Source organism: uncultured Roseovarius sp. (genome assembly GCF_913054395.1).
Taxonomy (GTDB): domain Bacteria; phylum Pseudomonadota; class Alphaproteobacteria; order Rhodobacterales; family Rhodobacteraceae; genus Roseovarius.
In genome coordinates this window covers 1-13828 of sequence record NZ_CAJXIP010000016.1, presented here as the reverse complement: position 1 = coordinate 13828, position 13828 = coordinate 1, and the positions used below count along the sequence as shown (strand labels likewise).

General features: G+C 62.6%; 14 protein-coding genes. 7 read left to right on the top strand and 7 right to left on the bottom strand.

Annotated elements, in window-relative coordinates:
• Positions 1 to 17 precede the first annotated feature (17 nt).
• A complete protein-coding gene (locus QZ522_RS03925) occupies positions 18 to 566 on the top strand; it encodes a TRAP transporter small permease (protein WP_294607755.1) in 549 nt (182 codons plus the stop codon).
• On the top strand, positions 563 to 1846 hold the full coding sequence (locus QZ522_RS03920) for a TRAP transporter large permease (protein ID WP_294607752.1): 1284 nt from the start codon (positions 563 to 565) through the stop codon (positions 1844 to 1846). The genes QZ522_RS03925 and QZ522_RS03920 overlap by 4 nt, the downstream gene beginning before the upstream one ends.
• Here the strand turns inward: QZ522_RS03920 and QZ522_RS03915 are convergent.
• From QZ522_RS03915 to QZ522_RS03890, 6 genes are read right to left on the bottom strand one after another with little or no spacing between them, the layout of a single operon-like run.
• Positions 1843 to 2772 carry a hypothetical protein gene (locus QZ522_RS03915; RefSeq protein WP_294607750.1) on the bottom strand — a complete coding sequence of 310 codons (930 nt, stop codon included), beginning with the start codon at positions 2770 to 2772 and terminating at the stop codon, positions 1843 to 1845. The two genes, QZ522_RS03920 and QZ522_RS03915, sit on opposite strands and share 4 nt — an antisense overlap.
• A 5-nt stretch (positions 2773 to 2777) precedes the next feature.
• On the bottom strand, positions 2778 to 4058 hold the full coding sequence (locus QZ522_RS03910; RefSeq protein ID WP_294607748.1) for an amidohydrolase family protein: 1281 nt from the start codon (positions 4056 to 4058) through the stop codon (positions 2778 to 2780).
• Positions 4058 to 5002: an ABC transporter permease gene (locus QZ522_RS03905; protein ID WP_294607745.1), complete on the bottom strand. Its 945-nt coding sequence runs from the start codon at positions 5000 to 5002 to the stop codon at positions 4058 to 4060. The genes QZ522_RS03910 and QZ522_RS03905 overlap by 1 nt, the downstream gene beginning before the upstream one ends.
• A gap of 2 nt (positions 5003 to 5004) precedes the next feature.
• On the bottom strand, positions 5005 to 6054 hold the full coding sequence (locus QZ522_RS03900; RefSeq protein WP_294607742.1) for an ABC transporter permease: 1050 nt from the start codon (positions 6052 to 6054) through the stop codon (positions 5005 to 5007).
• On the bottom strand, positions 6044 to 7591 hold the full coding sequence (locus tag QZ522_RS03895) for an ABC transporter ATP-binding protein (protein WP_294607740.1): 1548 nt from the start codon (positions 7589 to 7591) through the stop codon (positions 6044 to 6046). The genes QZ522_RS03900 and QZ522_RS03895 overlap by 11 nt, the downstream gene beginning before the upstream one ends.
• Positions 7592 to 8626: a BMP family protein gene (locus QZ522_RS03890; RefSeq protein ID WP_294607737.1), complete on the bottom strand. Its 1035-nt coding sequence runs from the start codon at positions 8624 to 8626 to the stop codon at positions 7592 to 7594.
• Between the two features lie 404 nt (positions 8627 to 9030).
• On the opposite strand from QZ522_RS03890, the gene QZ522_RS03885 reads away from it, so the two are divergent.
• The 4 genes from QZ522_RS03885 to QZ522_RS03870 all read left to right on the top strand — a co-directional run bounded on the left by QZ522_RS03885 (position 9031) and on the right by QZ522_RS03870 (position 12124).
• Positions 9031 to 9720 carry a class I SAM-dependent methyltransferase gene (locus QZ522_RS03885; protein ID WP_294607735.1) on the top strand — a complete coding sequence of 230 codons (690 nt, stop codon included), beginning with the start codon at positions 9031 to 9033 and terminating at the stop codon, positions 9718 to 9720.
• A gap of 78 nt (positions 9721 to 9798) precedes the next feature.
• Complete coding sequence (locus tag QZ522_RS03880) at positions 9799 to 10506, top strand: ABC transporter permease (protein ID WP_294607731.1); 708 nt, start codon at positions 9799 to 9801, stop codon at positions 10504 to 10506.
• Complete coding sequence (locus tag QZ522_RS03875; RefSeq protein WP_294607728.1) at positions 10499 to 11269, top strand: ATP-binding cassette domain-containing protein; 771 nt, start codon at positions 10499 to 10501, stop codon at positions 11267 to 11269. The genes QZ522_RS03880 and QZ522_RS03875 overlap by 8 nt, the downstream gene beginning before the upstream one ends.
• 30 nt (positions 11270 to 11299) lie before the next feature.
• Positions 11300 to 12124, top strand: a complete 825-nt coding sequence (locus QZ522_RS03870; RefSeq protein WP_294607725.1) for an extracellular solute-binding protein — start codon at positions 11300 to 11302, stop codon at positions 12122 to 12124.
• Between the two features lie 12 nt (positions 12125 to 12136).
• On the opposite strand, the gene QZ522_RS03865 is transcribed toward QZ522_RS03870, so the two are convergent.
• Positions 12137 to 13006: a substrate-binding domain-containing protein gene (locus tag QZ522_RS03865; RefSeq protein WP_294607721.1), complete on the bottom strand. Its 870-nt coding sequence runs from the start codon at positions 13004 to 13006 to the stop codon at positions 12137 to 12139.
• A gap of 174 nt (positions 13007 to 13180) precedes the next feature.
• Here QZ522_RS03865 and QZ522_RS03860 point away from each other — a divergent pair.
• On the top strand, positions 13181 to 13828 hold a 648-nt coding region (locus tag QZ522_RS03860), incomplete at its 3' end, for an MBL fold metallo-hydrolase (protein WP_294607720.1).

Here is a 13828-nt window from a genome sequence, read left to right as displayed (position 1 = left end):
GCCAGAGAGGGCCCCAAATGACCGACAGATTACTGACAGGGTTACGTGCGCTCAACCGGGGAGTGGCGGTGCTGATTGGCATCATGCTACTGGCCTGTGCCGGCTTCGTTCTGCTTGATATCATTCTGCGGCAAGTAGGGTCCTCTTTCGGCGGCACCGACGAGGTGTCCGGCTATGTCATGGCCATCGCCACCTCCTGGGGCATGGGTTATGCGATGCTGGAACTCGGACATGTGCGTATCGACATCCTGCGCAGCCGGGCAGGGCCAAAGGGCCGGAGCCTGTTCGATCTGGCTTCGCTGATGATCATGGCGGGCACGGTTAGCGTGATCGCCCTGCGCTGCTGGCCGGTGGTCGAGCGCTCGATCAGCAATATGTCGCGTGCCAATACCGCCCTGGAAACGCCGCTCTGGCTGGTGCAACTGCCGTGGTTCGCAGGTTGGGTCTGGTTCGCACTGATGGCCTGGCTGACCTTTGTCACCGCCCTTTTGATGGTGCTTCAGGGCCGCTTTGATGCCGCAGAGGCGGCGATCGGCGTCTTTGCCGAAGAGGAGGCCTTTCAATGATCGCCTATGTGTCGGTCGGCCTTCTCGCCCTGCTGAGCCTGTCGATCCCGGTCGGGATCGTGCTTTTCCTGCTCGGCTTTGGCGTTGATACGTTCTTTAGCCCCTTTCCCCTGATCAAGGGCTTGGGCCAGATGGTGTGGTCCTCGTCCAACAGCGCCACGCTTATCGCGATCCCGTTCTTTGTCCTGCTCGGCGAGATCCTTGTGCGAAGCGGCGTGGCCGCGCGCACCTATGAGGCGCTTGACCGGTGGGTGTCATGGCTTCCGGGCGGCTTGGTGCATGCCAATGTTGCGACCTCGACCATGTTTTCGGCGATCTCGGGCTCGTCCGTGGCCACCGCCGCGACCGTGGCGACCGTCGCCATGCCACAGGCCGAACGGTTGGGCTATGACCCCAAGCTGTTTTCCGGCGCGATTGCTGCCGGGGGGACGCTTGGCATCATGATCCCGCCGTCGATCAACCTGATCGTTTATGGCTTTCTCACCCAATCCTCGATTCCGCAGCTATTCCTTGCGGGGCTTTTGCCCGGCATCCTTCTTGCGGTCGGGTTTATCGTGATCACGGTGATCATCTGCCTGGTCCGCCCCGATCTTGGCGGCGAGCGCCGTATCTTTCCGCTGTCGCAAATGCTTGGCGCGCTCGTGCACCTTCTGCCGATCATCTTTTTGTTCACCATGATCATCGGCACCATTTACAAAGGCTGGGCCACCCCGACCGAGGCCGCCGCCGTCGGTGTTGCCGTCGCTTTTGTCATCGCCGGTTTTGCGAGTGGCATTTCCTTCAAGATGATCTCTGACAGCCTTTTGGGCACCATCAAAGTCACCTCGATGATCATGCTGGTGGTGATCGGCGCGTCCTTCCTGAACTTCACCCTGTCCTCGGCCGGTCTTGGCCGCGAGCTCAAGGAATTTCTGGAAGGGCTCGGCCTGTCGCCGCTCGCTTTCATCCTTGTGGTGGTGATGATCTATGTCGTGCTCGGCTTTTTCATCGAAACGCTGTCGCTGATGGTGGTGACCATCCCGATCATCGTGCCGCTGGTGGTGGCGCAGGGCTATGATCCGATCTGGTTCGGCATCCTGATGATCGTGCTGATCGAAATGGCGCTGATCACGCCGCCTGTGGGGCTTAACCTTTACGTGGTTCAGGGCGCGCGCAAATCCGGCAAGATGAGCGATGTGATGATCGGCTCGATCCCGTTCGTCTGTGTCATGCTGATCATGGCCGCCGCGTTGATCGCCTTTCCGCAACTGGCGCTTTACCTGCCGGGCGCGCTTAACTAGGCTCTCACGCGCCGCGCCAGCGGACCGACCAGCATCGGCGTAAGATACATCGGCACCTGGTAACAGCCGATGAAAAGCAGCAATGCCGCCCCGGTTTCAGGTGGCAATGCCCCCAGAAACAGCGCCAGATTGCGGTTGCCCGCGACGATCCCAAGTGCCGGTGCCGCGGATGGTTGCCCGGTTCGGCGCATCAAGGCGTACACCACGATCTGGGCGCCGAAATTCAGCCCGAACACCACCGCAAGCGCCACCCACAGCCCCGGGTCCCCCGACAGGATCGCCGGCCCCACCGCCGACATCAGGCCCACGACAACCACCGCCATCGCCAGTGTGATGACCCCGTCAATGGCCCCCTGCCCGTCCGCCCCTCGCAGCCAGGGCACAGCCCGGCGCAGGATGACCGCCGCCCCACCGGCAAGCGCAATCACCGCCAGAAGCTTGAGCGCCGCAAGTGCCACAACCTGCGCCGCCCCAAAAACCGGCATCAGCCAGAACACCGGCAGGACCGTCAGCGGCAGGATCGCAGTGCCCACCACAAGCTGGCGCAGGGCCGGGCTTGGGTCGGCCCCCGACAGGATCGCAAGGCCGGGGCTTCCGGTCAGGGGCGCACCCGCCAGCACCAGAACCGCGCCAATCCCGAGGATCGACTCCAGCCCCCCGATCGCCCAAAGCAGTGCAATTGCCAGGACCGGCATGCCAATCTGCAATCCCATCGCAAGCCCGAGGTAGCGCGGCAGGTGCCGCCGGTCCGGAAAGGCCGCAACCGGATCGACCCGGAGCGTGGCCAGAAACAGCAGGCAAACGATCATCGGAAAGATCAGCGGCGCAAGCGTGCGGGCAAGCCCCGGCGCCGTGACCCCAACCACCAGCCCAAGGATAAGAACAAGCCGCCCGTGGCGCGCCAGTCCCTGCAAAACTGCGATCATCGCGCCTAGCCGCCCTGCGGATGGCGCCGCCGGATCGTACCGGGCCGTCCCGGCAGCGTCAGGGCCGCATCCTGCCTTGCCGTCCTGGCAATCACCCGGCCTTTGGAGACCACCGCAAGACGCGCCGGGCGCAGGCGCAGCGCCTCGATCGGGTCACCCGCATCGAGCACCACCAATGAGGCCTGCGCGCCAACTTGCAAACCGTATCCCTCAAGCCCAAGGATACGGGCGTTTTGCGTGGTCACCATGTCAAAGCACCGGCGCATCTCGTCGGGGTGAGACATCTGCCCCACATGCAGCCCCATAAAGGCCACATCAAGCATGTCCGCCGTACCAAGCGAATACCACGGATCAAGCACGCAATCCTGGCCCCAGCCGACGGTGATGCCCTGCGCCTGCATCTCCTTGACACGGGTCAGGCCACGGCGTTTCGGAAAGGTGTCGTGCCGCCCCTGCAACATGATGTTGATCAGCGGATTGGGGATCGCCGCAACCCCTGCCTCGGCCATGAGTGGCAAGAGTTTCGACACATAGTAATTGTCCATCGAATGCATCGAGGTCAGGTGACTGCCCGCCACCCGCCCGCCGAGCCCCAGGCGCTGTGCCTCGCAGGCGAGCGTTTCGATATGGCGGCTATGGGGGTCGTCGGTCTCGTCGCAGTGCATGTCCACCTGCAAGCCGCGCGCCGCCGCAAGTTCGCACAGCTCGCGCACCGAGGCCGCGCCATCGGCCATTGTGCGCTCGAAATGCGGGATGCCGCCGACCACATCCACCCCCATATCAAGCGCGCGGATGGTGTTGTCGCGCGCGGTGGGATCGCGGTAAAATCCGTCTTGCGGAAAGGCCACCAATTGCAGGTCGATGTAGGGTTTGACCTTGTCGCGCACCTCAAGCATCGCGGCGACCCCAAGCAGGCGGTCGTCACAGGTATCGACGTGGCTGCGGATCGCCAGAAGGCCCATGCTCGCCGCCCAATCGCAATAGGCGAGCGCGCGGGTAACCATCTCTTCCTGGGTCACGATCTGTTTGAGCTCACCCCAAAGGCCGATACCCTCAAGCAGGGTGCCGCTCGCGTTGATCCGCGGGGTGCCATAGCTAAGCGTCGCATCCAGATGAAAGTGCGGATCGACAAACGGCGGGCTGACAAGATCGCCGCTGGCGTCGATCACCTCGCCCGCGTCTGACTCGGCCAGATTGCCAATCGCCGTGATCGTGGCGCCGGTGATACCGATATCGGCCACCCGGCCATCGGGCAATGTGCCGCCCTTGACGATCAGATCGAACATCAGCGCTCTCCTTTGTTGAACGGCACCATAAGCGCGCCGGGCACCTCTGCGCGGCGCGACATCGCGATAAGCGCAAGGATCGACAGAACATAGGGCGTCATCAGGAATATCTGATAGGGGATATCGGCGCCAAGCGGGGTCTGTTGCACCCTGATTTGCAGCGCATCAAAGGCCGCGAAAAGCACCGCACCCAGCAGGGCCTTGCCCGGCTTCCACGCGCCGAATACCACAAGCGCGATACAGATCCAGCCACGCCCGTTGACCATCTCGAAGAAGAAGGAATCAAACGCCGACATGGTCAGAAACGCGCCGCCCATTGCCATGAATCCGCTACCGACAATCACCGCGCCCATGCGGATGCCCGTCACCGAAAGCCCCTGCGCCGCCACCGCCGAGGGGTTTTCCCCCGCCGCGCGAAGGGCCAGCCCAAGCGGCGTGCAGTACAGTACAAGGGCCACCACCGCGACGAGGACGAAGGCCAGATAGGTCATCGGTGTCTGCGCGAAAAGCGCCGGACCGAGTAATGGAATATCCGACAGGATCGGTATCTCAAAGGGTTGAAACGCGGTGATCTTGGGCGGGCTTGTCACCTCTGGCAGGGCAAGGCGATAGGCGTAATAAGTGCTTGAGGTCGCCAGCAGGGTCACCCCCAGACCGACCACATGCTGCGACAATCCAAAGGGCACGGTCAGCACGCTATGGATCAGCCCGAACATCATCCCCACCACCATCGCCACCAGCACCCCGGTCCAGAGGCCGGTGCCGGAATAGACCGCCATCCAGCCGGCAAAGGCCCCGGCAACCATGATCCCTTCGATTCCGAGGTTCAAAACACCGGCGCGTTCACAGATCAGCTCGCCCAGGGTGGCAAATATAAGCGGGCTCGCGATACGGATCGCGGCGGCCCAGAAACTGGCGGATAAGAGGATATCGAGCATGTCCATGGCTATTCCCTCACCACCCGGAACCGGGTGAGCAATATCGCCAGTACCATAAGCAAAAGCGCCGTCGCCAGCATGATATCGGCAAGATATGTCGGCACCCCGATGGCGCGGCTCATGCTGTCTGCGCCGACAAAGATGCCCGCCACGAACAGCGCGGCAGCGACCACCGCAAGCGGGTTGAGAAGCGCCAGCATCGCCACGATGATCCCCGTGTAGCCAAAGCCGGGTGACAAATCGAGCGTCAGGTTTCCCTTGAGGCCGGCCACCTCGGAAAAGCCCGCAAGCGCCGCCAATCCGCCCGACAAAAGCGCCGTCTTGATCAGCACGCCATTGACCGCAATCCCGGCAAAGCGCGCCGCATCGCGGTTAAGCCCGACCGCGCGCATTTCATAGCCAAGCGTCGTGCGTCGCTGAATGACCCAGACCACAGCCGCCGCAATGATCGCAAGCCCGAACCCCCAGTGCAGGCGCAGCCCCTCCATCATCCGCGGCAGGCGCGCCTCGGCGATCAGGCGTTCGGATTTCGGCCAGCCCATGCCCATCGGATCCTTGAGCGGCCCTTCCAGAAGCATCGAGATGAACAGCAGGAAGATGAAGTTGAACAAAAGCGTCGTCACCACCTCGTCAACGCCAAAGCGCACCTTCAAGAGGGCGGGGACCAACAGCACAAGCGCCCCCGCCAGCATCGCGCCAAGCGCCAGCACCGGCAAAAGCGCCCCCGCCCCCCAAGGCAGGGCCCCGGTGCCAAGCACAACGGTGATCAGCGCCCCGGCGTATAGCTGTGCCTCGGCGCCGATATTCCAGAGCCGCGCGCGAAACGCCACCGCGACCGACAGGCCGGTAAAGATAAGCGGCGTGGCCCGGTTCAACGTCTCCAACGCGGCGAATTTCGACCCGAACGCGCCCTTCAGGATCAAACCCAGAACCGAAAACGGGTTCGCCCCGGCCAGCATCGCAAGCAAGGATGCCACCACGACAGTCATCGCAATCGCGATCGCAGGCGGCAGGATCGTGCGGGCAAGGCTTGGGTTGGCAATCGGTTCAAGACGCATGGGCTAGCCCCTCTTCAAACCCATGCCCGGCCATCCACACGCCAAGATCGGCAGGGGCCATGGTGCCGCGCCCGAATTCGGGCGAAAGCCGCCCCTCGGAAATCACGTGGATCACGTCTGACAGTGCCATGATCTCGTCGAGATCCTCGGAAATCAACAAAACCGCCGCGCCGCGCGCCCGGGCCTCCAATAATTGCGAATGCACGTAATTGACCGCGCCGATATCAAGCCCGCGCACCGGCTGATTGGCCAGAATGATGCGCGGCGCGGCCTCAAGCACCCGACCAAGGATAAGCTTTTGCATATTGCCGCCCGACAACAGCCTGATCCGCGTCTCGGGGCCCGGACAGCGCACGTCATACCGCGTGATGATGTCACGGGTGGCAATCTCGGCACGAGTCCAGTTCATCCAGCCATGCTTGCTCATTGGCGGGGTGTGATAGCTTTCGAGAATCGCATTTTCGGTGAGATTGAAATCGGCAATCGTGCCGGTTTTGTGCCTGTCTTCGGGAATTCGCGCGATGCCGCTTTGTACCGCGATGCGCGGCGACCATCTTGCAAGCGCCTGACCGTCAAGATCAAGCTGCCCGGTCTTGGGGGCGCACAACCCGCCAATCAGATCGGCAAGCGCCGCCTGCCCGTTGCCCGACACCCCCGCAAGCCCGGTGATTTGCCCGGCGCGCAGATCAAGCGAGACCGATTTGAGCCCCGGCGCATTGCCCTTATCGGGGGTGCTCACCTCGCCAAGCCGCAACAGCGCCGCGCCGGGGGTGGCGGGGGCCACCTTGGGGGCGCTCACCTCGGCGCCGACCATGGCTGCGGCAAGCGCGTGGCGGTCGGTATCCTGCGTGCGCATCTCGCCCACAAGCCGCCCATGACGCAGGATCACCACCCGGTCGGAAATATCCATGACCTCGTGCAACTTGTGACTGATGAACACGATCGAAAGCCCAAGCGCCACCGCCTTGCGCAGGGTCGCGAAAAGGTCATCGGTTTCCTGCGGGGTAAGCACCGCCGTCGGCTCGTCCAGAATGAGGATCTTGGCTTCGCGGTAAAGCGCCTTGAGGATCTCGACCCGCTGACGCTCGCCCACGGTAAGGGTGCCGACGCGGGCATCGGGATCGACCGCAAGGCGGAAATCTTCGGCCAGCCCGGCAATCTTGGCGCGCACTGCCGCCCGGTCAAGACGGGGCCGCCAGAGCGGCACCGTGCCCAGGGCGACGTTTTCCAGAACGGTCATGTTGTCGGCCAGCGTGAAATGCTGATGCACCATGCCAACCCCCGCATCCAGCGCCGCGCGCGGATTGCCGGGCGGCAGGTCATGACCGAAGACCTCGACCCGGCCACTGTCGGCGGTGTACTGGCCGAACAGGATATTCATAAGCGTCGTCTTGCCCGCGCCGTTCTCGCCCAAAAGCGCGATCACCTCGCCACGATGCAAGGACAAGCTGACCGCATCATTCGCGACCAGCTTGCCAAAGCTCTTGGTAATGCGATCAAGGCGCAGAACGACCTGCGCCGCCTCTGCGCCCGTCATTTATGACGACTTCGGTTCGTCGTCGTTGATCTCTACCGTGAAGGTGCCTGCCTTGATCGCCGCGCTGCGTTCATCGACAAGCGCGATGGCGGCCTCGGGCACTTTGCCCTCGAATGTGCCAAGCGGCGCCAGCGACGAACCGCCCTCGCTCATGAAGGAATAGACCCCGTAATCGGCGGCCTTGAAAGTGCCGGCGTTCACTTCGGCAATCGCCTTGTCCAGCGTCGGTTCAAAGTGCCAGATCGCCGAGGCGACAACCGTATCGGGATAATCCGCCTGCGTGTCGATCACGTTGCCAATCGCAAGAATCCCCTTTTCCATCGCCGCATCCGACACGCCAAAGCGTTCGGCATACAAAAGGTCGGCGCCGTTCTCGATCATTGCAAAGGCGGTTTCCTTGGCCTTGGGCGGATCGAACCACGAACCGATAAAGCTGACCTGGAACTTGATATCCGGGTTCATCTCTTTCGCACCCGCCATGAAGGCATGCATCAGGCGGTTCACTTCGGGGATCGGAAAGCCGCCGACCATGCCGATATTGCCAGTCTTGCTCATCGACCCGGCGATGATCCCCGACAGGTAGGAGGCATCCTGGATATAGTTGTCAAACACGGCGAAGTTCGGCAGGGCCTCGTCCGGCTTGAAGCTTGAGCCCAGAAGGAAGGCGATATCGGGATATTCCGCCGCCACTTCGCGCGCTTCCTGTTCCACGGCGAAGGCCTCGCCGATGATAAGCTTGTAACCCTGTTCGGCATATTCGCGCATCACGCGGGCGTAATCGGTATTGCTGACATTCTCCGAGAACACATAGTCCACATCGCCGCGTTCCTGCGCGATGGTGGCAGCCTTGTGAATGCGGCTTACCCATTGCTGCTCAACGGGCACGGTATAGATACCGGCGGTCTTGATCGGCTCTGCGGCACGCAGGGGCGTGGCCAGCGTCGACGCCCCGGCAACAAGCGCCACGGCGGCGGTGCTGGCCATGAACTGGCGGCGCGACAGGGGCGCATTGGTCCGTGTTTTCAGGGTGGTCATGGGTCTCTCCTTGTTGGCAGCTTTTTTGTTTTACCAATTGGTAAAATTATTTTTGCGTATTGTCAGCAAATTTGTGCGCTCCCCGATCACAAACCGCAAGACCTGCCTGCAAAATAGGCAGGATCATCTGCGGCCCAAAGGCTAGCGCGGCCAAATATCCGTCACAAGCCACAAAGCCCGGAAACGCCCTACTGAGACATAGGCAAACCCTATCGCGTGCCACACTTGTCAATCACGCCCGATCCCCTGTTATATGCGCGGGCAATTCGCACCGGCCCAAAGGGATACCCCCAAGATGACCAACCTTGCCACAACCAGACCCCTCAAGCCGATTGGCCGCCAATCGATGCCGGAGAGGCGCGCGATCGAGGTCGAGCCCCCCGAGGGTGATTGCGGACCTGAGCATGAGTAATCCCGCCGACACCCGCGCGCGCATCGTCGCCATCCTGCAAGACATCGGCGCACGCGAAGTGCTTGATATCGGCTGTGGCCATGGCGCGCTTGCCAAAAGCCTCTGCCGCGACGGTTTTCACGTGACCGGCCTCGATCCAAGTGCCGAGGCCATCGCAGCGGCCACAACACGCGTTCCGGGCGCCACCTTCGTCACCGCCGGGGCCGAAGCGCTTCCCTTCGCCCCGGCCAGTTTTGACGCGGCGATATTCCTCAATGCGCTGCACCACGTCCCCGTGCCCGACATGCAGGCCGCCCTGAAAGAGGCGCTGCGCGTGCTGCGCCCAAACGGCGAGATGATCATTGTCGAACCGCTGGCAGAAGGGTCGTTCTTCGAGGTCATGCGCCCGGTCGAGGATGAAACCGAAATCCGCGAGGCCGCGCAACGCGCAATCGACGACATCCTGGCGCAGTCGCAAGCCACCGGCCCCGCGCCGGTGATCTATGAGCGCGCCACACCGATGCCCGATCTTGAGGCCTTCATCGACTATCTGAGCGCGGTTGATCCTGCCCGCCGCGCTCTGGCCGAGGGCCTGCGCCACGATCTGGCCCGGCTTTTCGCCCAGAACGTGGTCAACGGGCCCACCGGTCAGCAGCTTGTTCAACCCCTGAAAATCTGGCGCTTGCGGGGAAATCCCGGATAATTCGCCTGATCCAGTCGCTTTTGACTGGATTGCTGTGCATAATTGTGTATTTTTTCCCAGATAGGGGAGGAAATACACGTGTTCAGCCTGACTGACATCCTGAGCGAGGCGCTTGGCCTGATCCTGACATGGGATCGGGACCTGAGCGAGATCGTGATGCTTTCACTGCGCGTGACCCTGACGGCGGTGGTGATTTCCTGCCTGATCGGCCTGCCGCTTGGCGCAATGGTCGGGGCGTTCCGCTTTACCGGGCGCGGCACGGTCACCGTTGTGCTGAACGCCCTGATGGGCCTTCCGCCGGTGGTGGTGGGGCTGGTGGTCTACCTAATGCTCTCGGCCTCGGGGCCACTTGGGGTGCTGCAACTGCTTTATACCCCAAGCGCGATGATCATCGCACAAACCATCCTTGTCACCCCGATCATAGCGGCACTGACCAAGCAGGTGGTCGAGGATCTGCACGACGAGTACCGAGAACAGTTTGCCTCGCTTGGCGTCGGCGCCTTTGCCCGTATGACTGCGCTTTTGTGGGATGCCCGCTATAGCGTTCTGACCGTGGCGCTCGCCGGGTTTGGCCGCGCCGTGGCCGAGGTTGGCGCGGTATTGATCGTTGGCGGAAATATCAACCACGTGACCCGCGTGATGACCACCACCATCGCGCTTGAAACCTCAAAGGGGAACCTTGAACTGGCCCTCGCCCTCGGGCTCTTGCTGTTGTCGATCGCGGTGATCGTGAATGCTCTTGTGATGGCGCTCAGGGCTTCTGCGGTGCGGGCGGCCTATGCGTGACATGACCCTGGATATGCACACAGCCGACAGTGCCACGGCGCCTGCCTTGCTGGCCTGTCAGGGCTTGTCGTTCGATGCGGGCGGCAAACGGCTGATTGATGATCTGACGCTTGAAATCCACCCCGGTCGGCGCACCCTGGTGATGGGTCCGAACGGCGCCGGAAAAAGCATGCTGTTGCGCCTTCTGCACGGGCTGATCGCGCCCACCACCGGCGAGCTGCTCTGGCAGGGCCGCCCGCTTGACCGAGGCGCGCGCGCCGCACAGGCAATGGTGTTCCAGCGTCCCGTGATGCTGCGCCGGTCGGTGCTTGCCAACCTCAGGTTTGCCCTGACGGTGCGTGGTATCACTGGCGCGGCCCGCGCGGCCAAAGCCGCCGAGGCGCTTGACATGGCCCGGCTCACGGATATGGCACGGCGCCCCGCGCGGGTTCTCTCTGGGGGCGAGCAGCAGCGCCTTGCCCTGGCGCGGGCCCTTGTCGGGCAGCCCCGGCTTTTGTTCCTCGACGAACCCACCTCAAGCCTTGATCCCGCCTCGACCCGCGCGATCGAGGATCTGATCAACGCCGCCTGCCAACGCGGTGTCAGCATCGTGATGGTCACCCATGATCTTGGACAGGCCCGGCGCATCGGCGACGATCTCATCTTTTTGCAGGACGGCAAGCTGGCCGAAACCGGCACCCTCAAGAACGTTCTGGCCGCCCCGAAATCCGCCGCGACGCGGGCCTGGCTTGAAGGGCGGCTTTACACCGCCCCGGCCCCCTGACCCCTTATTCAAACCCTACGGAGACTTTTAATGATCAGACGTCATTTCCTGGCCCTTGCCGCCACCACAGTTCTGGCCTTTGGCCTTGGCGGGGCCGCGCAGGCCGAGGACGACTTTATTGTCGTGCAATCTACCACTTCGACACAGAATTCCGGCCTGTTCGATCACATCCTGCCGATCTTTACCGAAAAGACCGGAATCGAAGTGCGCGTTGTGGCCGTCGGCACCGGGCAGGCGATCAAGAACGCCGCCAATGGCGATGGTGATGTCCTGTTCGTGCATGCCAAACCCGCCGAGGAAAAATTCGTCGCCCAGGGTCACGGGCTTGCCCGCTCTGACGTGATGTACAACGACTTTGTCATCGTCGGGCCGCCCGCCGATCCCGCCGGTGTTGCGGGCATGTCCGATGTTGTGGCCGCCCTTACACGCATCGCCGAGGCAGAGGCGCCGTTTGCGTCGCGCGGGGATGACAGCGGCACCAACAAGGCAGAACTGCGCCTTTGGGCAGCAACCGGTATCGACGCGCGCGCCGCCTCTGGCGGATGGTATCGCGAAACCGGGTCGGGCATGGGCGCGACACTCAATACCGGCACCGCCATGGGCGCCTATATCATGACCGACCGCGCCACGTGGATCGCCTTTGGCAACAAGGGCGACTATGGCATCGCGGTCGAGGGCGATGCGAAGATGTTCAACCAATATGGCATCATCCTCGTGAACCCCGAGATGCATGGAAACGTCAAGGCCGAGGCCGGTCAGAGCTTTATCGACTGGGTTCTGTCGGATGAGGGCCAGGCCGCGATCGCCGGTTACAAGGTCGACGGCCAACAGCTGTTCTTCCCGAACGCGGGCTAGATCAGCCCGCCTCTATTTCGAGATCCAGCGCACCTGCCCGAGATCACCGATATCATAGCCGCCAAGCGCCCCCGCCTTGGCGGCAAAGGCCTCGCTCCGGGCAAAGCGCAAGAGGTTTTGTACCGGCTCGGTGAAATAGGACCGCCGGTCAATCAGCAAATCAAACCGCTCCTCCACAAGCGGCACGAACGGCAGGTGAAACTGCTGCGCCATTGCCTTGATCCCAAGCGTCGCATCGGCCTCGCCTGCCGCAACCGCAGCGGCCGCATCGCTTTCGGTATGGGCCCGCCCGCCCGTCACGACGATATCATCTTCGCCAAGCCCCACCTCGGCCATGAGCCGCTGAAACAGTGCCGCCGCCCCGGCGCCGGGCTGGCGCAGGATCACCCGCTTGCCGCGCAGATCGGCAACCCCCTGCACATTCCGTGCCGCACCTTCCGACAGGATAAGCCCGCGCGCCCGCACGGCCCATCCGATCAACACGCAATCGCGCAGACCCGCCGCCTTGGTCGCCGCGATGTTCCAGCCCTGCTCGTCCGGGATATGCATCCCCGCCACGGCCGCCTGACCGCGGGCAAAACATTCAAGGCCCTCGCGGCTTCCGTTCAAAAGCGTTGCCAATCCGGCACCGGATTCGCGCAGCGCCCAGTCAAGCAACGGATCATGCGAGCCGGTCACAACCGCCGGACGCTCACCACCCGCCCCCTCGCCAGAGCCCTCGATCCAGGCGGTCAATTCTGCGGCGGGAAACAACAGCTTGCCAGTGATCTTGCGGTGCGGGATCTCTTCGGCGGCGACCAGATCATAAACCTTGCGCTCTTTCACACGCAAAAGATCGGCCACCTCCTTGGTCGTCAAATAGGCGGGCTGTTGGGTATCCATACTTTGAAAAGCGCCTTCTGAAATCTCTCTGCTCACCGCAGGATAGCCCATCGCATTCGGGAAATCAGCAGGAAACAGAGCCGCGCAACCCATGGGCAACGGCAAAATAACCCTTGTACTCTGACCCTGCCCTGTGGTCATATTCACAAATACGAATAAATGGGGGGAAAGAGAATGAAACCGACCAGACGCCAGGTTCTTGGCGCCCTCGGCGCAAGCGCGGTTTTCGGCTTGCCGCGCATGACATTTGCGGCCAGCGAGATAACATTGGGACAGGCCAGGATCACCACGGCAAGCGACGGCCACCTGATGCTGCCGAAAGAGTTTCTGCTTGGCGACCTGCCCGCCGCCGAGGCCGCCCCCATCCTTGAAAAATACGGGATCACCGGCGATGTGATGCGCCCGCCGTGCAATGTTACCCTGCTTCAGGACGGCGAGCGCACCATTCTGTTTGATGCCGGATCGGGCAGCGGCTTTATGCCAAGTGCCGGCGATCTGGTGGATACGCTCGATGCCCTTGGCGTGGCGCCGGATGACATCACCCACGTGGTCTTTACCCACGGCCATCCCGACCACCTTTGGGGGGTTCTGGATGATTTCGACGATCCGGTGTTTGCCAATGCCAGCTATATGATCGGCAAGCAGGAATGGGACTATTGGACCGACCCCGACACCGTCACCACCATCGGCGAGGAACGCGCTGCTGAAATACCCTTCCTTAAACCCGCTGATTTGACACGTGCCCGCGATCTAGCCCGCGAGACCGGGTTGCGCCATCCGGCGGGTCGCTATGATCTGGGTCAGGCTCTCGAAGCCGCCAAT

What these genes read in the sequence shown, in the direction of transcription:
- QZ522_RS03925 (WP_294607755.1), top strand. Translation starts at nt 18, where the DNA reads ATGACCGACAGATTACTGACAGGGTTACGTGCGCTCAACCGGGGAGTG.
- QZ522_RS03920 (WP_294607752.1), top strand. Translation starts at nt 563, where the DNA reads ATGATCGCCTATGTGTCGGTCGGCCTTCTCGCCCTGCTGAGCCTGTCG.
- QZ522_RS03915 (WP_294607750.1), bottom strand. Translation starts at nt 2,772, where the DNA reads ATGATCGCAGTTTTGCAGGGACTGGCGCGCCACGGGCGGCTTGTTCTT.
- QZ522_RS03910 (WP_294607748.1), bottom strand. Translation starts at nt 4,058, where the DNA reads ATGTTCGATCTGATCGTCAAGGGCGGCACATTGCCCGATGGCCGGGTG.
- QZ522_RS03905 (WP_294607745.1), bottom strand. Translation starts at nt 5,002, where the DNA reads ATGGACATGCTCGATATCCTCTTATCCGCCAGTTTCTGGGCCGCCGCG.
- QZ522_RS03900 (WP_294607742.1), bottom strand. Translation starts at nt 6,054, where the DNA reads ATGCGTCTTGAACCGATTGCCAACCCAAGCCTTGCCCGCACGATCCTG.
- QZ522_RS03895 (WP_294607740.1), bottom strand. Translation starts at nt 7,591, where the DNA reads ATGACGGGCGCAGAGGCGGCGCAGGTCGTTCTGCGCCTTGATCGCATT.
- QZ522_RS03890 (WP_294607737.1), bottom strand. Translation starts at nt 8,626, where the DNA reads ATGACCACCCTGAAAACACGGACCAATGCGCCCCTGTCGCGCCGCCAG.
- QZ522_RS03885 (WP_294607735.1), top strand. Translation starts at nt 9,031, where the DNA reads ATGAGTAATCCCGCCGACACCCGCGCGCGCATCGTCGCCATCCTGCAA.
- QZ522_RS03875 (WP_294607728.1), top strand. Translation starts at nt 10,499, where the DNA reads ATGCGTGACATGACCCTGGATATGCACACAGCCGACAGTGCCACGGCG.
- QZ522_RS03870 (WP_294607725.1), top strand. Translation starts at nt 11,300, where the DNA reads ATGATCAGACGTCATTTCCTGGCCCTTGCCGCCACCACAGTTCTGGCC.
- QZ522_RS03865 (WP_294607721.1), bottom strand. Translation starts at nt 13,006, where the DNA reads ATGGATACCCAACAGCCCGCCTATTTGACGACCAAGGAGGTGGCCGAT.